The organism is Methanocaldococcus bathoardescens (genome assembly GCF_000739065.1).
Taxonomy (GTDB): domain Archaea; phylum AGJL01; class Methanococci; order Methanococcales; family Methanocaldococcaceae; genus Methanocaldococcus; species Methanocaldococcus bathoardescens.
In genome coordinates this window covers 1423222-1445733 of sequence record NZ_CP009149.1, presented here as the reverse complement: position 1 = coordinate 1445733, position 22512 = coordinate 1423222, and the positions used below count along the sequence as shown (strand labels likewise).

Here is a 22512-nt window from a genome sequence, read left to right as displayed (position 1 = left end):
TCGTAGGCTTATAAGGTATTAAAATTATTTATAATTAATGATAATAAGAATTAGTTACATCAGTAGTATTGTGGGGGTATTTATGAAGATTAAGGCTATTGAAATTGAGAACCTATTTTCCTATGGTTATAATGAGGATAAGTTTAAGATTGAATTTAATGAAGGCAATATTGCCGTTATTGTGGGGCCAAATAATGCTGGAAAGACAAATTTATTTAGGGTTTTGAAATTTTTAAGAGAAGTTATTGAGGAATCTAAGAAACATGATGAAATGGTAATTGAACTTGATAAGATTCATTCTACTGTCTTAAAGAATATTCAGTTTTACCAGAATAATCCAGACGTAGATAGCTATATTATTGTAGATTTTGAATTAACTGAAAAAGAGAAAAAATTAATAGAGGATTTTTTAAGATGTCATTTTGGATTAGACTTTGAGTATAAATTAGACGTAAATAGCAATGAGGATTTATCTAAATTGTTAGATAAGATATTAGAGTTATTAAATCATATAAAAAGTGTTAAATCTTCTTTAATAGGGTATGATCTGTTGTATAGCCGATTAGAACGTTATAGATTGTTATTAAATCAATTGGTAGTCTCTTTATATCTACTAAAATCTTTATCTAAAGGCAAACTGGTATGGAAATATAATGTAAAAAGTCGAAGTTTGTATTTTCCTATATATTATGGAGAAACAGAAGAGTTTAGCATAATAGATGAAAAAATTTCAAAGAAAATTGATGAAATTAAGAAAATTGAAGAAGAGTTAAGACATAAATATAAAGGTATTGTTGAAATCATTAAAGGCATTATAAAAAATCTTGAAATTTCTAAAAATAAACTTTCAAAAGAGTATCTAATCAAATTACATAAACATATTTTTGGATTTATAAATTTAGAACTTATTGGAAGCAAAAATAATATTAGAGAATATTTGTTATACGATGATCACTGGGGTTCTTATCCAACAGAAAGTTTAGATTTTATCTTTGAAGATTGGTGGGAAAAAGATGATACTTTAGGAAGTTATGAAAATCCAGAAATTAAACTTGATAACATTAGAAATAAAAGTTTAATTGGAATTGCTCATGAACTCAAAAATTATGTCAAAAAACCAAAATCTGATGATATTTCATTATATGATGTCATTATCTCAGTTTATTATAATGGGATAATTTCCTTAATGGATACAGTACCTTATCCCGAAAAACAGTTTGAAATTCCCGATTATGTTGAATATAATGTATCTAAAAAATATGAAATTCGTGGAGACTCTAAACTAAAACATAAAGTTAAAGAAGAACCTAAAGATAAATACTATAGAGAAATTTTTAGTTTATATGGCAATAACTCCGATAAATTAAAAGATGATAAGGAAATTAGCATACCTAAAATTGAAGAATATTTAGAGAAGATTGAAGGATTAACTCACAATATTGAATATACTGAAAATTATGAAGTATCCTTCGAAGTTAAAAATATTTCAACAATTTCAGAATACGTTGGTAATGGCAAAGATTTAGCAAAATATTTGTTCTATTTAAAAAATTACCACTGGAAAAGATTTTATGAAATAAAAGAAACATTAAAACTAATATTTAAGCAAGAAAACATTTATGACTTAGACATCTTTATAAATGAAAATAAATTCCCAGAAATTAGAATAATGTTTAAAGAAATAAGAAATGAAAATAAAAAAGATAAAGATGAAGACATCGAAATGGATATTAAAATCTTCCCAATAGAAAACGTTGGTTCTGGAATTTTTGAAGTTTTGAATATCTTAGCAGTTGTTATCGGTGCAGAGGAAAAGGTTATATTATTAGATGAGCCAGCACTACATTTGCATCCAAAATATCAGAAAAAATTATTAAATGTTTTAAAAGGAGGGTTTAGTTTAGAAGAAAATAATAAAGAAACAAAGAAACTTTTAGAAAATATTAAAAAACGTTTAGAAAAGAACCAAGTCATAATAATTACACACTCTCCTTATTTTGTAAATAGCGAATTATTGCCCAATACATTTAGATTCTATAAAGATAAAAATGGCAAAACAAAAGTAGTAAATATTTACACTGAATTATTAAGAGAAGTATTACGTAAAGAAATACAACAGATGTCTAATGGGCAATCAAAAATTTTAAATGAATTACATAAATTAAAAAGTAATGAACTTAAAATTCTGGCATTACAACTTTTAAAAATTAAGAAAATAAAAGAAATGTATGAGCCATTAAATTTTAAAGTTAAAAATAATTTGGAAAAAAATGGGCTTTCTATAGGCAATCTTATGAGAAAATTTTATAATATGGAAAAAATTTCCTTTGAAGTGAATGAATATATAAATTATTTCTTAAAATGCTTGTTATATATTTCTGAAGTGAGTACTGAATATCATCTGTCCATATGTTATTTTAATTACATTATTAATTACGTTAATAACAAAATGTTAGAATTAGAAAACATAGAGACTTTAGAAAATGAAATAGAAGAAGAATTTCTGCAAAATGATGGTTTAATCCGTTCATTATTTGCTAATGGAGTTATTTTAGCAGAAGGAGATTCTGAATATTTGAGTATTCCGATATTACTTAAAAAATTAGATTGTGCTTTAGATGATTACAATATAGAAATCTTAAATGTTGGGAGTAAAACGGGGTTTGAGAAATACATTAAATTGATGGATTCTCTAAGAATACCCTGTGCTGTAGTTTGTGATGGAGATACAGTATTTAAAAATAATAACGGAAAATTAACATTAAACTACAATGGAAATGTCTTAAAAGTATATAAAGAGATAAAACCATTTTGGATTTCAGAAATAGATGAGATTCTTAATAATTTAAGTAATTCAGAAGATTATGAAGAAATTGATAAATTATTAAGAACTAAATTGTTCATATATGCATGCAAAGAACATGATTGGACTGATTTCTTAATAAATAAATTTAAAGATGTAGAGATTAATGGAAAAAAATTAAAAGAAATTATTGAAGAAGATTATGGTGTTAGTATTGAAATAGACGATAATACTAATGTAAAGAAAAGATATAAAGTTAGAATTAAGTCAAATGATGGAAAAGAGTATAAAATTGGATTATGGGGCATAGATAATATACCAAAAAACATAATAGACGATTTTAAAAAATATTTAGAAAATTCTCAAGGAAAATACGAACTTATTGAAGAAGAATATAAACCAAAAAAGAGAAGAGATAAAGCTGGAATTGCATATTTCATTGCAAAAAATGTTCCAAAAGAGTATATTGATAATATAATTAAAAATGAAAATGATAAATTAGCAAAATTGAAGCAATTCATTAAAAACTTTATAAAAGAATGCACAAACATCTAAAACACATTTAAAGACGGTGATAATCATGATTACCGTTAAAGTAAAAAACTTAACTAAAAAATACGGAGATTTTAAAGCATTGGATAATGTTTCATTTGAAGCAAAGAAAGGAGAGATTTTAGGAATTGTAGGAAAGAGTGGAGCTGGGAAATCTACACTAATAAGGATTTTAAGAGGAAGCTTAGATTACGATGAAGGGGAAGTTGAGATTTTAGGTAGAAAGGATAACTTTAAAGAGATAACAGCTATACATTTACAAAGAAACTTTGCACTATGGGCAGAGCCAGTTATAAACAACATAATAAGAAAGCTTTATGCAATAAGAAACAAATCTGATGAGTTGCTACCAATGGAAGAAGAATGGGAAGAATATGAGAAAACAGCAATAGAGATATTAAAATTAGTTGGTTTAGAGCATAAAAAAGATGCCTTTGCAAATATATTAAGTGGTGGGGAGAAGCAGAGATTAATTTTAGGTAGGCAGATAGCCAAAATTTATGAAAAGGGAGAGGGAGTTTTATTATTAGATGAGCCAGCAACAATGGCATGTCCAGCATCAAAGCAGAAGTTATTGGATGTTATTAAAAACATTAGAGATAAATTAGGCATAACTGTAATAATCACATCTCATTTACCAGAAATTCACAGATATCTTTGTGATAGATTAATTTTATTAGAAAATGGAAAAGTAAAGATGGATGGGGATGTTGAAGAAGTTTTAAATGAATTCTTAAAAGAGATGAAGCCACCATATAAGAGAACACCAAATATAAAAGACAATGCAATAATAAAGGTTAGAAATGTTGCTAAGAGATATTATGTTGTTAGAGGAGGGGAAACATTAAACTTAAGAAATGTCTCATTTGATGTTAAAGAGGGAGAGATTTTATCAATTATTGGACCGAGTGGGGTTGGAAAAACTGTAATTATGAGATTAATGGCTGGTTTAGAGTTGCCAAATGAAGGAAAAATAATTGTTGATGGTGTTGATATAACCAACTATGGATGGGAGAGAGTAGAACTTAGAAAAAGAATTGGAATTATGCATCAGGAATTCTCTTTGCCATATTATCAAACAGTTGAAAATCTATTAAAATATAGGTTAGGGCTTAAAGGAGAGAAAGCTATTGCTCACGCAAAGTTAAAGGCAGAAGAACTTGGCTTATCACCAAAGATTGTTGATGCCATTTACCAATTAATAGACGTTCCAGAATCTGAAAGGACTTCAAAACTGCAAAAGATGGGATTGACAGAAGATATAATTTATCAACTCTTCCCACCTGTAGTTGAAACCTTTGAACCAGAAGAGATTTTAGAGGCTTTAGATTTAGGAAAAGACATTTTAAAGAAGAAAGTTATTGAGTTAAGTGGAGGGCAAAAGGTTAGAGTAGCTATGGCACTGCAGTTGATAACAAAGCCAAAAATTTTGTTTTTGGATGAGCCGTTTGGTGATTTAGACCCAATAACTTTGAGAGATGTTGCCAACTACCTAAAAATAATAAATGAAAGATTTGGAACTACAATAGTTTTAGTTTCACACTGTGTAGAGTTTATTAAAGAGATTAGCGATAGGGCAATATTATTAGATGAGAACAAATTAATTATGGAAGGTAATCCAGATGAAGTTTGTGAAGAGTTTATAAGGAGAAGTAATGCGAGATTTATGAGGGAAGAATTAGGATGCAAAAATTAAATATATTATATTTTATCTTTTTTTATAATAATACTAAAAAAGAATTTCAGTTTTGAGGATATACTAAGCTTTTTTCAAAAATGATAAAAAACAAGTAGATGTTTCCATACCGTAACGGTCTGATTTTAACGAATATTATTTTAACATCAAACACATTCTCTTTTCTCGTTTCCATACCGAAACGGTCTGATTTTAACTTTGATAAATCTAACGATGTAATTCCACTCTTCTATTGGCGTTTCCATACCGAAACGGTCTGATTTTAACTCCTACTATTAAATTTAGTGTATCAACGTTATTAGTGTTTCCATACCGAAACGGTCTGATTTTAACAACGAGCTTTATGAAAAGTTTTGTCAATTCTTAGATAAAAAGTTTCCATACCGAAACGGTCTGATTTTAACCACTTTAGAAGTATGAGAGCATATAGGGCATGGCTAAGTAGCAGAAGAAGAGTTTCCATACCGAAACGGTCTGATTTTAACGTTAGGTTTTGGAAAGTCACGGGCTCTCCCTAACCCAATAAGTGTTTCCATACCGAAACGGTCTGATTTTAACCATACCCAGACTTTCCCCAGATAATTACTGGAGGAACAATAGAGTTTCCATACCGAAACGGTCTGATTTTAACAGACAAAGCAAAGAAAATTGTTAAGAACATGTTTGATGTTTCCATACCGAAACGGTCTGATTTTAACAATTAAAAGAATTTATGGAAAAAGAATTCATTGAGAAGTTTCCATACCGAAACGGTCTGATTTTAACAAGGTTTCATAGATTAGGGGAAGGGTTTGGAGCTCCTTTTATATTTATTGTTTCCATACCGAAACGGTCTGATTTTAACCCAGAAGTTGGTATGAAAGGATGGAACTTTGTTAAGTTTCCATACCGAAACGGTCTGATTTTAACGGTGAGGCTGTGGTTAAAAATTTATGGTATGTAGATAATGGTTTCCATACCGAAACGGTCTGATTTTAACACCAACAATGTTTAATGTGTTGCCACAATCCCAAAGTTTCCATACCGAAACGGTCTGATTTTAACTATGGTAGAGATAACTTTAGAGGATGTTTTGAAGGGAGTAAAAGAGTTTCCATACCGAAACGGTCTGATTTTAACTTTTATGCGGTTGTATAGATAAAGATGTCATATATGAAGTGTTTCCATACCGAAACGGTCTGATTTTAACTTTAACAAGAAATATCACCAAGAAGTAAAATTATATATTTAGGTTTCCATACCGAAACGGTCTGATTTTAACAGGGCATTATTTTGCTTATTTTATATGTTATCTCTCTTAATATTTAAGCTTTTTCATACTATAATTTTCGAAGGGTTAATAACCCCTTTTATTTATAAACCCTCGAAGTTTTTAATTAGGTTTTATTTTCTAATTTTCTATTTTAAAAAGTTTTAAAATTTTTTAATCTTTAATATTTATTGGGGAAATTTTGATTTGAAAGTAATTATTTAAAATCTTTTAAAAATCTCTATAATTTAATAAATCTAAATACTTAAAATTATTAAAATAGACTACCCTCTGAAATTTGATAAAAATTCTTAAAATCAAAAAATAAGCTCTTAAAAAGCTTTAAATTGGAAATAAGGGACATTCCACGTGATAAATGTCATTTGAATATTTAAATACAACAAAAAACAAAGAATAAGAATTAGAGATATATTATGAATGATTGAAATAAACACTATAACATTAATAAATTAAAACGAGGGTGAGTATGATTATTGGTGTCTTAGCAATTCAAGGAGATGTTGAAGAGCATGAAGAAGCTGTTAAAAAAGCTGGTTATAAAGCAAAGAAAGTTAAAAGAGTTGAAGATTTAGAAGGAATTGACGCTCTAATAATTCCAGGAGGGGAGAGCACAGCTATAGGAAAATTAATGAAAAAATACGGATTATTAGAAAAAATAAAAAATTCTGATTTACCAATCTTAGGAACCTGTGCTGGAATGGTTTTATTATCAAAAGGAACTGGAATCAATCAAATTTTATTAGAATTGATGGATATTACAGTTAAAAGAAATGCTTATGGAAGGCAGGTAGATAGCTTTGAAAAAGAGATTGAATTTAAAGATTTAGGAAAGGTTTATGGTGTATTTATAAGAGCCCCAGTAGTTGATAAGATTTTGAGTAATGATGTGGAAGTTATAGCAAGAGATGATGACAAGATAGTTGGTGTTAAGCAAGGGAAATATATGGCTTTGTCATTCCACCCAGAGCTTTCAGAAGATGGATATAAAGTTTATAAGTATTTTGTTGAGAACTGTGTAAAAAATAAATAAAATTCCTTTTTCTTTTTTAAAACCTAATTTAACATAAAAATCTTAAATTAATTTTTACTAACTTTTACTAAAATGTTGCTCGTGAAATTATGACTGCATTAATAATCTGTGAAAAGCCGAGTGTTGCTAAAAAGATAGCAAACGCTTTAGGAAAGGCTAAGAAAAAAAGCATTGATGGAGTTCCATATTATGAATTAGAAAGAAATGGAAAAAAAATTATTGTTGCAAGTGCTGTTGGGCATCTCTTTACTTTAGTTGAAAAGGAAAATAAGGAATTTGGTTCCTATCCTGTTTTTGATATAAAATGGGTGCCTGCGAGTGTTGAAAAAGGAAAAGAGTATGTAGATAAATACATAAAAGCATTAAAAAAACTCTCAAAAGAGGCAGATGAGTTCTATATTGCCACAGATTGGGATATTGAAGGGGAGTTAATTGGTTATCATGCATTAAAATATTGTTGTGGTAGAGAAAAAGCAAAGAGAATGAGATTCTCATCCTTAACAAAAAAAGAGATAGTTAAAGCTTTTGAAAATCCTGATGAAATTGATTATGGCTTAGTTGATGCTGGAGAGAGTAGGCATATTGTAGATTGGTATTTTGGAATAAATTTATCAAGGGCTTTAATGAACGCCATAAGGGCAGTGAATAGATGGAAAACAATGAGTATTGGTAGAGTTCAAGGTCCTGCATTAGCTTTTTTAACTGAAAGAGAGTTAGAAATTAAAAAATTCGTTCCTAAACCATATTGGGTTATTGAAGCTCTATTTAAAGGTAATTTAAAAGCTATACATGAGAAAGAGAAATTTTGGGATGAAAAAGAGGCAAAAAGTGTTTATGAAAAAATAAAAGATGAAAAATTTGGTAAGGTTGTTGAAATAAAGAAAACTAAAAGAAAGATAAAACCACTTCCACCTTTTGACTTAGGAACTTTACAGAGAGAAGCTTACAGTTATTTTAAAATATCACCAAAGGAAACGCAAGAAATTGCCCAAAAGCTTTATGAGAAAGGGCTTTGCTTACATCCAGATACATTGATATTATTGCCAGATGGAATTAAAAAGATTAAAGACTTAGATGATGAGGGAGAGATTTTATGTCTAAATAAAGACTTAAAATTAACGAAATCAAAATATAAACTTTTAAAAAGAACTATAAAAGAAAAACTGATAAAAATTACTTTAAATGATGGAACCAAACTTATTACTACAAAGGAGCATCCAATTTTAGTTTATAGGGATGAGCTAATATTTATACCAGCTGAAAAATTAAAAGAAAATGAGCAAGTAGTGATGTTTATAAATAATTCAGAAAAGACATTTAAAATTAAAAAAACTGGATTTGTTGATTATATATTAGAAAATAAAAAATATTCTCATCATTATAGTATTATCTATGCTTCAGATTGGAAAAATAAGTTTAAATCTGGAATTGCAAAGAAATTTGACCTATCTAACCAATTATCAAAAAATAAAGGTCTAAGTTTAGATAGATTAAGAAAGTTATCTAATTATATCATAGACAGAGATTTAAAAAGAATTGCTAACGGGGATGTTTATATTCAAAAAATCAAAAAAATTGAAGAACTTGAATATGAAGGAGAGGTTTATGATTTAACAGTTGAAAATTATCACAACTTTATAGCAAATGGTATAGTTGTGCATAACTGTTCATATCCAAGAACATCCAGCCAAAAACTTCCAAAAGATAGAAAGTATTTGGAAGATATTCTAAATATAATAAAAAATCATCCAGTTTATGGAAAATGGGCTGAGAGAATTTTAAAAGAGAATTTAAAACCAGTTGAAGGAAAGAAAGAAGACCCTGCACATCCTGCAATACATATTGTAGATATTCCAAAAGAAGAACTTTCAGAGAAAGAAAAGAAAATTTATGATTTAATAGCAAGAAGAACTTTAGCCGCTTTTTGGGATAATGCAGAGAGAGAATATCTAAATATAAAAGTTGATATTAAAGGAGAGAAATTTAAGCTATCTGGTTCAAGAACTGTAAAAGAAGGTTGGCATGAGATATATCACTTCCCAAAATTTGATGAGATTGAGTTGCCAGCATTAAAGAAAAACGATATAATCAAAGTTGAAAAGATAACAATAACAAGAAAAGAAACACAGCCACCAAAAAGATATACCGTTGCAAGTATTATAAAAGAATTAGAAAAGAAAGGGTTAGGAACAAAATGTTTAACTTCAAATACATTAATTAAAGTTAAAATTGGTAGTGAAATTAAGCATATAAAAATTGAAGAACTATTTGAGTTGCTAAATGACAAATATAAAGAAAAAGACATTGAATTAGCAGTAAATAACAAAGGCATAAAATGTTTCTCATTTAATTATAAAGATGAAGTTGAAAGTAGTTTTGAATTTATCAGTAGAAGAAAATTGGAAAGAGATGAGAGTGTCTATAGGATTAGATTTGAGGATGGCAGTTTTATTGAAGTTACAGAAAAGCATCCAATTTTGATATACGATAATGGAGATTTTAGATATGTTAAAGCCAAAGATTTGAAAAAAGGTATGAAGGTAGTATCATCTATAAAGTATATTGGTGAAGAAGTAATTAACAAAGATTTCATCACAAAAACCATCTCAAGTATTAGAAAAATCAAGTATAATGGATATGTTTATGATATCATAAATTCAGAATATTCAAACTTTATTGCAAATAATATTGTTGTTCATAACTCAACAAGAGCAGAGATTGTAGATAAACTAATAAAAAGAGGTTATGTTATTGATGATGGGTCTTTAAAAGTAACTGATTTAGGGATTTCAGTAATTGAAACATTAAAAAGATTCTGCCCAGAAATTATTGATGAAAAGATGACAAGAGATTTAGAAGAAAAGTTAGAAAAAATACAGTTTAGAAAAATTAAAAAAGATGATGTTTTAGAAGAGGCAGAAAAAAGATTGAGAAAAATATTAGAAGAGTTTAAAAAGAAAGAAGAAGATATTGGAATCTATCTTATCAAAAACTTAGATGCTACAAATAAAAAAGGAAAAATTGTTGGAAAATGTCCAAAGTGTGGAGGGGACTTAATTTTAATAAGATACAAAAAGGGTAGGTTTGTTGGTTGCTCTAACTATCCTGAATGTGATGTAAAATATTCTCTTCCAGATAAGGGTAGAATAAAAATTCCAAACAAAGTTTGTGAGGTATGCAAATCCCCTATTTTAAAAATTGGAGATAGAGAGGTTTGTATTAATCCAGAATGTCCTTTAAAGCAAGTTGAAGTTAAAGAAGAAAACAGAAAATGTCCAAAATGTGGAGGGGATTTGATTTTAAAGAAAGGGATTTATGGAGCATTTTATGGTTGTTCAAATTATCCAAAGTGTAAATACACAGAATCAATAAATAAAAAAGAGGTTGTAGGAAAATGCCCTAAATGTGGAGGAGATTTAGTTGTTAGAGATGGAAAATTTGGAAAGTTTGTTGGTTGCTCTAACTATCCAAAATGTAAATACACTGAAAAACTATAAAAGAGAATAGGAAGGTGGATTAACCATGACAATAAAGTTATATGTTGATTTTGGAGGATATTCTGCTATAGAGAAAGGAAATTTAATTATTCCAAGGGAGAATATCTTAAATAAAGAAGATTTTGACAGTATTGAGATTGGAGAGGTCGTTGATATCTACTCAAAGAGAGGGAAATTTTTAGGAAGAGGTTTTAAAAATCCAAGAGAAGTAAGAATAATGACTTTGAGAAAAGAAGATTTGGATGAAAACTACTTAAGAGAGAAGATAATTAAAGCAAATGAATATAGACTAAAATTAGGTTTTAAAGATACTTATAGAATGGTTTATACTCAGTCAGATTGGTTAAATGGCTTAGTTATTGATAAATATAATGATATAGCTACAGTTCAGATATTTAACTACGGTATTGAGAAGATGAAGGATGTTATTGTTGAAACTCTTTTAGATTTAGGTATTGACAGTATATATGAAAAAAGTTCTGGAAGGAATAGAAAGAGAGCTGGATTACCAGAAGTAGAAGGAATATTGGCTGGAGAGAAAACAGAAACAATCATTAAAGAAGGAGAGGCAAAATTTAAAGTTACATTTGATGGGCAGAAAACTGGTTTCTTTTTAGACCAGAGAGAAAATAGGTTAGAGATAGAGAAGTTTATAAAAGAGGGAGATAGAGTTTTAGATATCTGCTGTTACACCGGAGGATTTTCAGTCCATTGTGCTATTAGAGGGGCTGAGGTTATTGGAGTAGATTTATCCAAAAAGGCATTAAAATTAGCAGAAGAAAACATGGAGCTAAATAATATTCCAAAGGATAGATATGAATTTATTGAAGGGAATGCATTTAAGGTTATGGAAGAGTTTATAGATGATGGGGAGAGATTTGATGTGGTTATTCTCGACCCCCCAGCATTTGCTCAATCAAAAAAAGCTTTGAAAGATGCTATTAGAGGATATCACATGCTAAACAGATTTGGAGCTAAATTAGCTGATAGGTTATTGGTTACATGCTCATGCTCTCAACCAGTAGAACCAGATGCATTTAAAGCTTTAGTTATTGATGCCTGCCTAAAAGCAAAAAAATGGGCTAAAATTATAAAGTATGGCTCACAAAGTCCAGACCATCCAATTACATCTAAAGGAACAGAGTATCTAAAATGCCTATTCTTAAGTGTTGAGGAAATTTAATTTTTTGGTGAAACAATGAGATATGTAGCTTACCATAGGGCTTAGCCCTATTGGGATACCCGACGTCCATTTAACCAATTATCAAATTTTAAAACTAATATGGCACTTATAGAAGCCCTTTGGGCTTCTAAGTTCATTAATAAATATATTTCCTTTGATAATTGGTTATAAGTTGGGGCTTTCAGCCCCAATTAATGTCCAATCTAAGATTTTGGGAAACAGGTGAAAATAATGAGATATGTTGCTTACAAAATCTATCCAGAAGAGTTTTTAAATAATGAAGTTATTGATAACGCCTTAATCATAGAGGGAAGAAAAGTTAGAAGAGTTAGAATTTTAGGAAAGGTTGAAGACATAAACGTTGGAAATATCATATCCTTTTATGTAGATGGAGTTAATGTTAGATACTTTGAAGAGAAGCCTGTGTATATTGAAGAAGGAGATATAGTAGATGTTATTGGAAGACCAAGAACTTATGATGGAGAGAAATATATTATGGCTGAAATTATTAGAAAGAGAGATGAAAGATGGATAAAACTTAGAGATTTGGAGATTAAAAAGACAAGAAAATATTTATTGGAGAGAGCTGAACCATTTGAAGAAGAGAGTTTAGAAGAAGAGATATACGCTGAGATTTTAAATCCTGACGTCATAAAAGATAAGATTTTAGCTCTTATTGATAAGTTTGGTGAAATTACATTTGAAGAACTTGCTGGAATGGTTAGAATTCCAGAAGAGGATTTAGAAAAATATTTATCAGAGTTGAAAGAATCAGGGGATATATTTGAACCAAGCCCTGGTGTTTATAAAACATTGTAACAATGTATAAAGTAAAATTATAACCTGGAGGTGGAACATTGTTATTAGAAGAAACATTAAAATCATGCCCAATTGTTAAAAGAGGAGAGTATCATTATTTTATACATCCAATAAGCGATGGAGTTCCAGTAGTTGAACCAAAATTATTGAGAGAAGTGGTTATGAGAATAATTAAGATAGGGAACTTTGAAGATGTTGATAAGATTGTTACCGCTGAAGCAATGGGTATTCCTTTGGTAACAACACTTTCATTATACACAGATATACCTTATGTAATTATGAGAAAGAGAGAATACAAATTACCAGGAGAAATTCCTGTATTTCAAACAACCGGTTATAGTAAAGGACAACTCTATTTAAACGGAATAGAAAAAGGAGATAAGGTTGTTATTATAGATGATGTTATCTCTACTGGAGGAACAATGATAGCAGTAATTGAGGCATTAAAAAGAGCTGGAGCAGAAATAAAAGACATCATCTGTGTTATTGAAAGAGGTGAAGGAAAAAAGATAGTTGAGGAAAAAACAGGATATAAAATTAAAACCTTAGTTAAAATTGATGTTGTTGATGGAAAAGTGGTTATTTTATAACTTTAAGGGATTAATATGGAGAGTCCTCTAAAATCTATATTAAAATCCTTTTTTAAAGAGCTGATAAAGAAAGCTCTTGAAATAAAATTTATTTGTAAGAAAAATCCAAACTCATATAATAATGGGCTTTTATTTGGTTATTACATAATCTTAGATACTTTTAGAGATGAAGCAATAAGTTTTGGTTTTAATGTTGGAGAACTCTACCTTAACATTGATTTTGAGAAAGAATTGATGGGAGCTGTTGAAGAAAAAATTCCAAAATTTCCAAAAACAGAAATTGATGATGAATCATTAGCTTATTATTTAAGAGATTGCTTTATGATTTTTGAGGAATATGTTGATGATTATTTAAATGAAGATGATGAATTTAGCAGAGGAGTTTTATATGCTTTTAAGGAGATGGTTGTTTTATTTGAGAGATTAAAAATAGATAATTTTGTAAAAATAGAGGAAATAAAACAGAAAATTTGCTAATCGATAAATTTTTATATTACTAATTGTTTAATTTGACCTATTTTTAATCAATTAAAATCAAAAAGGGGGATTATGAAATTCTTAAGACTTATGGTTTTATTGGTTATGTTATCTACTTTAGGAGTTGTTTTTGCTGAAATAAATCCAGAATGGAGTATAAAATTTGGAGAAAACTTTTTTGATTATCACATATCAACAACATCAAATGGAAGTTATATTGTGGTGGGTGGAAATAGTTATTTAGATAACAACCAAAAGAAAATGAACATTTTAGTTTATTTAATAGATAATAAAGGGAAAATACTATGGAATAGGACAATTGCAACATCTGCAACTGATAGTTTTGGAATGGAAGATGTAAAAATATCAAAAAATGGAAACTACATTGTTGCAGTTGTAGATTGTAGTAATGGAAGAGGAATATATAAACAGTATGTGTTTATTTTGGATAAAAATGGGACGATACTTAAAAAACACAATATTAAAAATGGAATGCCTTATTTATTCGTTTCAGAAGATGGAAAATATATTTTTGTAGGAGTTAAAGATAAAGTTTATTTAATAGACAGAGATAATGGGATTTCATGGATTTATGAGACGAATGGAGACATAACCTCTATGGATATGGCAAAAAATAACATCTGCGTTGTTGGAGATGAAGACGGATATGTCTACCTATACAACACATCAGGGCTAATTTGGAGTTATCAAACAAATGAATCTATTGGATATGTTTCTATACATCCAAACGGTGAAGTTATCGGAGTGTGTGGTTATAATAACACTATATATTTATTAAATCCGAATGGAAGATTAATAAAGGAGTCGCATATACATACTGGAGATGATTGGATTGTATTTTTTAAAATAACAAACAAAAGTAATATATTGATAGGTTGTAGTATGGGATGTTTATATTGCTTAGGTAAAAACCTACAGCCATTATGGAAAATTGAAATTTCAAAACTTTATGATAAAATATGTATAACACCAGACGGGAGATATATTGCCTTAGTTAATAATTTTGGAGACTTTCCATTTTTGTATGGAAATAAAGGGCTTTATGTATTAAATGAGCATGGAAAAGTCTTATGGAGATATTCAAAAGGATATATACATGATATAAAAATAACTGACGATGGGAAATATGTTGTAGCAGTAATTAACGATGATTTATATTTATTTGACAATCAAAAATGCATAAAAAACTATAATCCAGAAGCACTTGATTATAGTGAAGATGTAAAGCTTATAATACACATCACAGCAATTATATTAGTTGTGTTAATCTTATCTCTAATCTTAGTTTTATATCTAATTAAGTTAGAAAATAAGAAAAAACAGCAAAAATAAATAATAAACTGGTGATACTTTGGACATAAAAGAGATAAATCCAACAAAAATTATCTGTGTTGGTTTAAACTACATAGACCATGCAAAAGAGCTAAATATGGAAATTCCTGAATATCCAATAATATTTTTAAAACCAACTTCTGCCATCATCTATAATGAAGACTACATTATAAAACCAAAAATCTCTAAGAGAGTAGATTATGAGGTTGAATTAGCCATAGTCATTGGAAAGAAAGGAAAGAATATTAAAAAAGAAGAAGCTGACAATTACATAATGGGTTACACAATTTTAAACGATGTAACAGCAAGGGATTTACAGCAGAAAGATGGGCAATGGACAAGGGCTAAATCATTCGATACCTTTTGTCCAATAGGGCCAAGAATAGTCAAAGACATAGACCCAATGAACTTAAATATTGAATGTAGGGTTAATGGAGAGATAAGACAGAAATCAAACACAAAAAATATGATTTTTGATGTTTATGAATTGGTTGAGTTTGTCTCTTCAATAATGACACTATATCCTGGAGATATTATTTCAACTGGCACACCACCAGGAGTTGGTGAATTAAAGGCAGGAGATGTTGTAGAATGTGAAATAGAAGGCATTGGAATTTTAAGAAACTATGTTAAAGATGAGGAATAACCAAATAGTTTTTTGCAAAACTTATTAAAATTAAAAAGGCATATTTGAAGCTCTAAAGAGCTTCAAATATGCCTTTTTAATTTTAATAAGCTCTAAAGAGCTTCAAATATGCCTTTTTAATTTTAATAAGTTTTGCAAAAAACTATATTTTCTTTTTTGCTTTATTAATTTACTTCAAAACAATTGATGGTGATTCAAATTGTTCTCTATTCCTCATCCAGGAAATTTTGAATCATTAAAAATTATTGTAGATGAGATTAATAAACTTAGAAGAATAAATAAAAAGCTAAGAAAAGAAAGTTTTGAAGTGTATATGGGATTTCCAGAGTTTATAGGGACTGGAAGAGCAACTTTATACAAACCAAATTTTGAAGACTTGGCTAAACAAGTTGCTTATACAAAGAAAAACAACATTAGATTTGAGGTAGTCATAAACGCTTCCTGCATTGGGGGAATACATTTAACACCAAAAGGGATTAGCTATATAAACTGGATATTTAGCCAATTAAAAAACATTGGCATTGATAGTGTTGCCTTATCAGACCCCTACTTAGTTGATTTAGCCAAAAATAATGGATTGGATGTTAATGTCTCATGTATTGCCTTAGTTGATAGCTTAGATAAAGCTATGTTTTGGGATGAAAAGGAAGTTTATGCAATAACCTTAGACAGCTCAATAAATAGACATTTTGATATAATACAGGAGATTAAAGAAAATGTAACCTGTAAGTTAAAAATTTTAGTTAACGAAGCTTGTTTGTATAAATGCCCTATGAGAATACAGCACTTTAATTTCTTTTCTCATGTAAATGCTCAAAACATCCCTGCTTTAGATGATTATTATTACAATAAATGCATAAATCTAAGAATTAAAAAGAAAGAGTTGATAATAAAAAGCCCATTTATAAGACCAGAGGATTTAAAGCATTATAAAAACTTAGTTGATATATTTAAAATATCTGGAAGGAGTCATCCAATTGGGTGGATAAAAAGAGTTATAAACGCCTATTTAAGTGAGAGATGGGATGGTAACTTGATGGAATTGTTAGACTGTCCAAGAGAGTTAGAGCATTTCTATTATTTGGATAATAGAGCTTTAGATGGAGCTATAGAGCAGTGGAAATCATGCAATAAATTATGCAGTAAATGCAATTTTTGTAAGGAATTGGCAGAGAACGCTTTAAAGGTGAAAGGTTGAAGAATAAAATTTTAAATGATAGAGAAGAGATTGAGAAGTTTTTTATAAAACTTTTAGGTAGAGAAATTTTTATCTCAGAAATGGATGTCTTTGCCTCAAAATGTTCCTGTGTAGGAATAATGCTCACAGTTAGAGGATTGTTTATTGATGATGTTGAAATATTTAAAGAGAAGATTTTAAATAAGTTGGAGGATTTAGCTAAAAGTTATAATATTGGAGATGATTGGATATTTATTAGAGTGTTGCCTGGAAGTGATGATGTAATAAATATTGGAGTTAGAGAACTCTGTGATATTTGTAGAGAAGAGTATAAATTTAAAAAACCAAGACCTGATTTAATCAGCTTAAAAATTTAGATTTATTAGCAATTAAAGAGATTTTAGAAGAAATTAAAATTAAGGGATGATAAAATGAGATTTGACACAAAGAAGGTTTTAGAATTGGCAGAGAAAGATTTTGAAAAGGCTTGGAGAGAGACAAAGAAATTAATAAGGGATAAGCATATAGATGAGAGATATCCAAGAGCAAAACCAATGTATGGAAAACCACACCCTGTAATGGAAACAATAGAGAAATTAAGGCAAGCTTATCTTAGAATGGGATTTGAAGAGATGATTAATCCAGTCATTGTTGATGAAGTAGAGATTTATAAGCAATTTGGACCAGAAGCAATGGCAGTTTTAGATAGATGTTTTTACTTAGCTGGATTGCCAAGACCTGATGTTGGTTTAGGGAATGAGAAGGTTGAAATTATAAAGAAATTAGGTGTAGATATAAATGAAGAAAAAAAAGAGAGTTTAAGGGAAGTTCTTCACTTATATAAGAAAGGAGCCATAGATGGAGACGATTTGGTTTTTGAGATTGCTAAGGCGTTAAATGTAAGTAATGAGATGGGATTAAAAGTTTTAGAAACTGCATTTCCTGAATTTAAGGATTTAAAACCGGAGGCATCAACATTAACTTTAAGAAGCCATATGACATCCGGATGGTTTATAACTCTAAGCCATTTAATAAAAAAGAGAAAACTACCATTAAAGTTGTTTTCAATTGATAGGTGCTTCAGGAGAGAGCAAAGAGAGGATAGAAGCCATTTAATGACTTATCACTCTGCCTCATGTGTTGTTGTTGGTGAAGATGTTAGTATAGATGATGGGAAAATAGTTGCTGAGGGGTTGTTAGAGCAGTTTGGATTTACAAAATTTAAGTTCAAGCCAGATGAGAAGAAAAGCAAATACTACACTCCAGAAACTCAGACAGAGGTTTATGCTTATCACCCAAAATTAGGGGAGTGGATTGAGGTCGCTACCTTTGGAGTCTATTCCCCAATTGCTTTAGCTAAATATGGCATTGATGTGCCAGTTATGAACCTTGGGTTGGGTGTTGAAAGATTAGCAATGATAATTTATGGCTATGAAGATGTTAGGGCAATGGTTTATCCTCAATTTTATGAGTATAAGTTGAGTGATAGGGATATAGCTGGAATGATAAGAGTTGATAAAGTTCCTATCTTAGATGAGTTTTATAACTTTGCCAATGAACTTATTGATATTTGTATAGCTAACAAAGATAAGGAAAGCCCATGCTCAATTGAAGTTAAAAGAGAATTTAACTTTAATGGAGAGAAAAGAACAATTAAGGTTGAAATATTTGAGAATGAACCAAATAAAAAGCTTTTAGGACCTTCAGTATTAAATGAGGTCTATGTCTATGATGGAAATATCTATGGAATTCCACCAACATTTGAAGGAGTTAAAGAGCAGTACATCCCAATTTTAAAGAAAGCTAAGGAAGAGGGAGTTTCTACAAACATTAGATACATAGATGGAATTATCTATAAATTGGTTGCTAAGATTGAAGAAGCTTTAGTTTCTAATGTAGATGAATTTAAGTTCAGAGTCCCAATAGTTAGAAGCTTAAGCGACATAAACCTAAAAGTTGATGAATTAGCTTTAAAACAGATAATGGGGGAGAATAAAGTTATAGACATTAGGGGGCCGGTCTTTTTAAATGCTAAAGTTGAGATAAAATAGAAATAATAATCTTTTAATAACTTTTTTCTATTTTTTCTAATTTATAACATGAACTATATTAATACTTTTTTTCTTAGCCTTTCCTAAAGCGTTTGCTATTTTTTAGCAACACTCGGCTTTTCACAGATTATTAATGCTGTCTAATTTCAGATGTTTTAAACTTATGTCATAAATTCATAAATCATTTAACTTATGTGGCATAATACCAGTAATATGGTTTTATATGTTTATTAGCATTGAGTAGAGCTATAATACGCCCATATCACTTCAATTTCTTTTATTTTTTGGATTATTGACATCTCTGTCCGAAAGCATTGTTTCTTATAATGTATGGTTATGACACAATCTTTCATAGAACTAATTGGTTATTCCAAAAGATTTTGCAAAAAACTATAGTTTTTGTAGCACATGGGGGAGATAATATGGCTAAAATTTCTATTATATTGCCTACCTATAACGAAAAGGACAATTTACCAATAGTTATAGAAGAAATTAATAGAAATCTGAGGAATTATGATTATGAAATAATAGTTGTTGATGACAATTCTCCTGATGAGACGTGGAAGGTTGCTTTAGAATTGAGTAAAAAATATCCAGTTAAATTAATAAGAAGATACGGAAAATTGGGTTTAGCCAGTGCTGTATTGATTGGTTTTTATAATGCTGAAGGGAATATTTTAATCTGCATGGATGCTGATTGTCAGCACGATTCTTCTGTTTTGAGTAAAATGGTCAAAGAGATTGAAAATGGGTATGATATAGTTGTTGGTAGTAGATCTGGTGGGGAAGTTGATGATGGATGGGGAGTTAAGAGAAATATCATATCCAAAGGAGCTACATTCTTAGTAAGACCTTTAACTGATGTTAAAGATTGTATGAGTGGATATTTTGCAGTGAAGAAAGATGTTATAGAAAATATTAAAAAATGGAACTTGGTGGGATATAAAATTTTGTTAGAGATTTTAGTTAAAGGCAGGGATTTAAAAGTTAAAGAGATCCCTATTAAGTTTGGAGTTAGAAAGTATGGAGAGACAAAATTAAACCATAAAGAGATTATTAATTATTTAAATTTGGTTTTTACGTTGTATTTGTGGAAATTGAGTGTGAAAGAATGAAAATTTTGGTAGTAAATTGGAGAAGTATTAAAGACCCCGAGGCTGGAGGGGCTGAAGTTCATATTCATGAAATATTAAGAAGATTACCTAAAAATTTTAAAATTGACTTTGTTTCTTCAACTTTTAAAGGTTGTAAAAAAATTAAAAAAATTGAAAACTATACCGTTTATAGAATTCCCAACAAATACTTATTTAACTTTATATTTCCAATATATTGGTTTTTTAAATTACGAAAAAATAATTATGACGTTGTTATTGATGATATATCAAAAATACCTCTTGGTACTCCACTTTATATTAAAAACATTCCAATAATTGGAATTGTTCACCATATTCATGCAAAAACTTTATTTACCGAGTTAAATCCGTTCTTAGCATTATATATTTATATTATGGAAAAATTTATGCTGAGATTTTATAGAAAACACAAAATGATTACTGTTTCCAAGTCTTCAAAAAGTGAGCTGGAAGAACTTGGATTTTCAGATGTTGAAATTGTATATAACGGAGTTGATTATGAGCCTTTAACTGAATTTTTAAAATTGAAAAAATCTAATGAACCAATAATTATTTATTTAGGTAGATTAAAAAAGTACAAGAGAGTTGATAATATTATTAAAGCATTTAAAATAGTAAAAAATGAAATACCCAGCGCTAAATTGTGGATTGTAGGTTTGGGGGATGAAAAAGATAGATTGAAAAAACTTGTTAAGGATTTGAAGTTAAATGATGTAATTTTTTGGGGATATGTTTCCGAAAAAGAAAAATTTGAACTACTAAGAAAATCTTGGGTCTATGTAATTTGTTCAGAAAAAGAAGGTTTTGGAATATCAGTCATTGAAGCTAACGCCTTAGGAACTCCTGCTGTTGGTTATAGAGTTTCAGGATTGGTAGATTCTATTAAAGATGGCTATAATGGTTTGTTAGTGGAAGAGGGGGATATTACAAAACTTTCTGAAACTTTAATCAATTTATTGAAAGACGATGATTTAAGGAATAGATTAAGTGAAAATGCTATTAAATGGGCTAAAAGGTTCAGTTGGGATAGGAGTGCTAAGGACTTTGAAAGGGGCTTGGGGATGGTGGTAAATAATGAATAAAAATCCCCTGGTTTCTATAGTAATTCCAACACACAATAGAAAAAAACACGTTGAACGGTTAATAAATTCAATTTTAGAAAATACTTATAAAAATATTGAAATAATTGTAGTAGATGATGATTCAACTGATGGAACTTACGAATATCTAAAAGGAAAATTTAGTAATTTGACCAATTTCAAAATTGTAAGAAATGATAAAAATTTATTGGTATCAGGTAGTAGAAATAAAGGCATAAGTTTATCAAAAGGCGAATTGATTTTTTTAATTGATGATGATAATATATTAGACAAGAAATGTATTGAAAATTTAGTAAAAGTTCTCATTTCAGATAATAAAATAGGAATGGTTGGACCCATAATGTATTATTGGAAAGATAAAAAAAGAATTTGGTCAGCAGGAACAAAAAGAAACATGATAACAAGTAGAACTTATTTTATTGGCAGGGATTTACCTTTACCAAACGAAGAAATATGGGAAATAGACGATTTTCCCAACGCTTTTATGGTAAAACGGGAAGTGATAGAAAAAGTTGGAGTATTTGACGATAAAACCTTCCCTATTCATTATGAAGACTCAGACTTTGGAGAAAGAATCAGAAAGGCAGGATATAAAATTGTTTGTAACTCTAAAGCAATAATTTGGCATGATATGCCACTACCTGAAGAGGTTAAGGATAAATCAAGATTATTTCATTGCCATAATGAATTTAGAGCATACTATTGTGGAAAAAATAGAATAATGTATCATAAAAAATACTCTAAATGGTGGCAATTTTTGATTTTTATTTTGGTTTTTAATTGGCTTGTAGCAGGATATTATTTAAAAGTTATATTGTTTGAATCTAAAAAACCACTTAAAGAGAGATTGAAAATATCAAAGGCTTATTTAAGAGGTATTATAGAGGGATATTTGTTATTATTGTATAGTTTTTAGAATGTTTTTGTTTATATACACGTTGTTGCATTTTTAGGGACGATTTTTTATTTCTTTATTCTATTATAATCTAAGAGAAGTTAGAATATCATCCAACAATTTTTGATATAATGTTTGAGATTAGAGAGGATAGCAAGTTCAAGCAATTTAATAAAGATACTGTTATTTTAGTGAAAAAATTGAGTTTATAGAAAAAACAGCAAATTATTTGCTATAAAA

Annotated in this window: 16 protein-coding genes and 1 CRISPR repeat array; all 16 genes read left to right on the top strand. The window is 29.1% G+C overall.

All coding sequences use genetic code 11. The annotated features are described in order from the left end of the window. Nucleotides 1–82: 82 nt before the first annotated feature. Nucleotides 83–3358: an AAA family ATPase gene (locus JH146_RS07605; protein WP_048202405.1), complete on the top strand. Its 3276-nt coding sequence runs from the start codon at nucleotides 83–85 to the stop codon at nucleotides 3356–3358. A 25-nt stretch (nucleotides 3359–3383) separates the two neighbouring features. Further along, entirely contained in the window at nucleotides 3384–5051 is a 1668-nt protein-coding gene (locus tag JH146_RS07600; RefSeq protein WP_048202404.1) for an ABC transporter ATP-binding protein, read from the top strand. Between the two features lie 100 nt (nucleotides 5052–5151). Further along, nucleotides 5152–6312: direct repeats of the CRISPR family, unit length 30 nt; unit sequence GTTTCCATACCGAAACGGTCTGATTTTAAC. Nucleotides 6313–6787: 475 nt separating this feature from the next. Next, complete coding sequence (gene pdxT, locus JH146_RS07595) at nucleotides 6788–7351, top strand: pyridoxal 5'-phosphate synthase glutaminase subunit PdxT (RefSeq protein WP_048202403.1); 564 nt, start codon at nucleotides 6788–6790, stop codon at nucleotides 7349–7351. A gap of 89 nt (nucleotides 7352–7440) precedes the next feature. Then, on the top strand, nucleotides 7441–10848 hold the full coding sequence (topA, locus tag JH146_RS07590; protein WP_048202402.1) for a DNA topoisomerase I: 3408 nt from the start codon (nucleotides 7441–7443) through the stop codon (nucleotides 10846–10848). A gap of 25 nt (nucleotides 10849–10873) precedes the next feature. Continuing rightward, a complete protein-coding gene (locus JH146_RS07585; RefSeq protein ID WP_048202401.1) occupies nucleotides 10874–12031 on the top strand; it encodes a class I SAM-dependent rRNA methyltransferase in 1158 nt (385 codons plus the stop codon). 231 nt (nucleotides 12032–12262) lie between these two features. Then, nucleotides 12263–12850, top strand: a complete 588-nt coding sequence (locus tag JH146_RS07580; RefSeq protein WP_048202400.1) for a hypothetical protein — start codon at nucleotides 12263–12265, stop codon at nucleotides 12848–12850. 38 nt (nucleotides 12851–12888) lie between these two features. Continuing rightward, nucleotides 12889–13440 (top strand): hypoxanthine/guanine phosphoribosyltransferase, encoded by a 552-nt coding sequence (gene hpt / locus JH146_RS07575; RefSeq protein WP_048202399.1) that lies wholly within the window; start codon nucleotides 12889–12891, stop codon nucleotides 13438–13440. A gap of 15 nt (nucleotides 13441–13455) precedes the next feature. Further along, entirely contained in the window at nucleotides 13456–13917 is a 462-nt protein-coding gene (locus JH146_RS07570; protein ID WP_048202398.1) for a hypothetical protein, read from the top strand. Between the two features lie 72 nt (nucleotides 13918–13989). Beyond that, nucleotides 13990–15270 (top strand): DUF5711 family protein, encoded by a 1281-nt coding sequence (locus JH146_RS07565; RefSeq protein ID WP_048202397.1) that lies wholly within the window; start codon nucleotides 13990–13992, stop codon nucleotides 15268–15270. 19 nt (nucleotides 15271–15289) lie between these two features. Further along, nucleotides 15290–15916, top strand: a complete 627-nt coding sequence (locus JH146_RS07560) for a fumarylacetoacetate hydrolase family protein (protein WP_048202396.1) — start codon at nucleotides 15290–15292, stop codon at nucleotides 15914–15916. A 199-nt stretch (nucleotides 15917–16115) separates the two neighbouring features. Further along, the gene (locus JH146_RS07555) at nucleotides 16116–17114 is read left to right on the top strand and encodes a peptidase U32 family protein (protein WP_048202395.1); all 999 of its coding nucleotides are present in this window, start codon (nucleotides 16116–16118) and stop codon (nucleotides 17112–17114) included. After that, a complete protein-coding gene (locus JH146_RS07550) occupies nucleotides 17111–17470 on the top strand; it encodes a DUF5402 family protein (RefSeq protein WP_048202394.1) in 360 nt (119 codons plus the stop codon). The genes JH146_RS07555 and JH146_RS07550 overlap by 4 nt, the downstream gene beginning before the upstream one ends. Nucleotides 17471–17524: 54 nt before the next feature. After that, nucleotides 17525–19144, top strand: a complete 1620-nt coding sequence (gene sepS / locus JH146_RS07545; protein ID WP_048202393.1) for an O-phosphoserine--tRNA ligase — start codon at nucleotides 17525–17527, stop codon at nucleotides 19142–19144. Nucleotides 19145–19566: 422 nt separating this feature from the next. Beyond that, nucleotides 19567–20259: a polyprenol monophosphomannose synthase gene (locus JH146_RS07540; RefSeq protein WP_052352083.1), complete on the top strand. Its 693-nt coding sequence runs from the start codon at nucleotides 19567–19569 to the stop codon at nucleotides 20257–20259. Next, nucleotides 20256–21359, top strand: a complete 1104-nt coding sequence (locus tag JH146_RS07535; RefSeq protein ID WP_048202392.1) for a glycosyltransferase family 4 protein — start codon at nucleotides 20256–20258, stop codon at nucleotides 21357–21359. Before JH146_RS07540 ends, JH146_RS07535 begins: the two co-directional genes overlap by 4 nt. Beyond that, the gene (locus JH146_RS07530; protein ID WP_048202391.1) at nucleotides 21352–22293 is read left to right on the top strand and encodes a glycosyltransferase family 2 protein; all 942 of its coding nucleotides are present in this window, start codon (nucleotides 21352–21354) and stop codon (nucleotides 22291–22293) included. Before JH146_RS07535 ends, JH146_RS07530 begins: the two co-directional genes overlap by 8 nt. Nucleotides 22294–22512: the final 219 nt, after the last annotated feature.

Excerpts from the sequence above, each read along its gene's own strand:
- JH146_RS07605 (WP_048202405.1), top strand. The coding sequence starts at position 83 with ATGAAGATTAAGGCTATTGAAATTGAGAACCTATTTTCCTATGGTTAT.
- JH146_RS07600 (WP_048202404.1), top strand. The coding sequence starts at position 3,384 with ATGATTACCGTTAAAGTAAAAAACTTAACTAAAAAATACGGAGATTTT.
- pdxT (WP_048202403.1), top strand. The coding sequence starts at position 6,788 with ATGATTATTGGTGTCTTAGCAATTCAAGGAGATGTTGAAGAGCATGAA.
- topA (WP_048202402.1), top strand. The coding sequence starts at position 7,441 with ATGACTGCATTAATAATCTGTGAAAAGCCGAGTGTTGCTAAAAAGATA.
- JH146_RS07585 (WP_048202401.1), top strand. The coding sequence starts at position 10,874 with ATGACAATAAAGTTATATGTTGATTTTGGAGGATATTCTGCTATAGAG.
- JH146_RS07580 (WP_048202400.1), top strand. The coding sequence starts at position 12,263 with ATGAGATATGTTGCTTACAAAATCTATCCAGAAGAGTTTTTAAATAAT.
- JH146_RS07570 (WP_048202398.1), top strand. The coding sequence starts at position 13,456 with ATGGAGAGTCCTCTAAAATCTATATTAAAATCCTTTTTTAAAGAGCTG.
- JH146_RS07565 (WP_048202397.1), top strand. The coding sequence starts at position 13,990 with ATGAAATTCTTAAGACTTATGGTTTTATTGGTTATGTTATCTACTTTA.
- sepS (WP_048202393.1), top strand. The coding sequence starts at position 17,525 with ATGAGATTTGACACAAAGAAGGTTTTAGAATTGGCAGAGAAAGATTTT.
- JH146_RS07540 (WP_052352083.1), top strand. The coding sequence starts at position 19,567 with ATGGCTAAAATTTCTATTATATTGCCTACCTATAACGAAAAGGACAAT.
- JH146_RS07535 (WP_048202392.1), top strand. The coding sequence starts at position 20,256 with ATGAAAATTTTGGTAGTAAATTGGAGAAGTATTAAAGACCCCGAGGCT.
- JH146_RS07530 (WP_048202391.1), top strand. The coding sequence starts at position 21,352 with ATGAATAAAAATCCCCTGGTTTCTATAGTAATTCCAACACACAATAGA.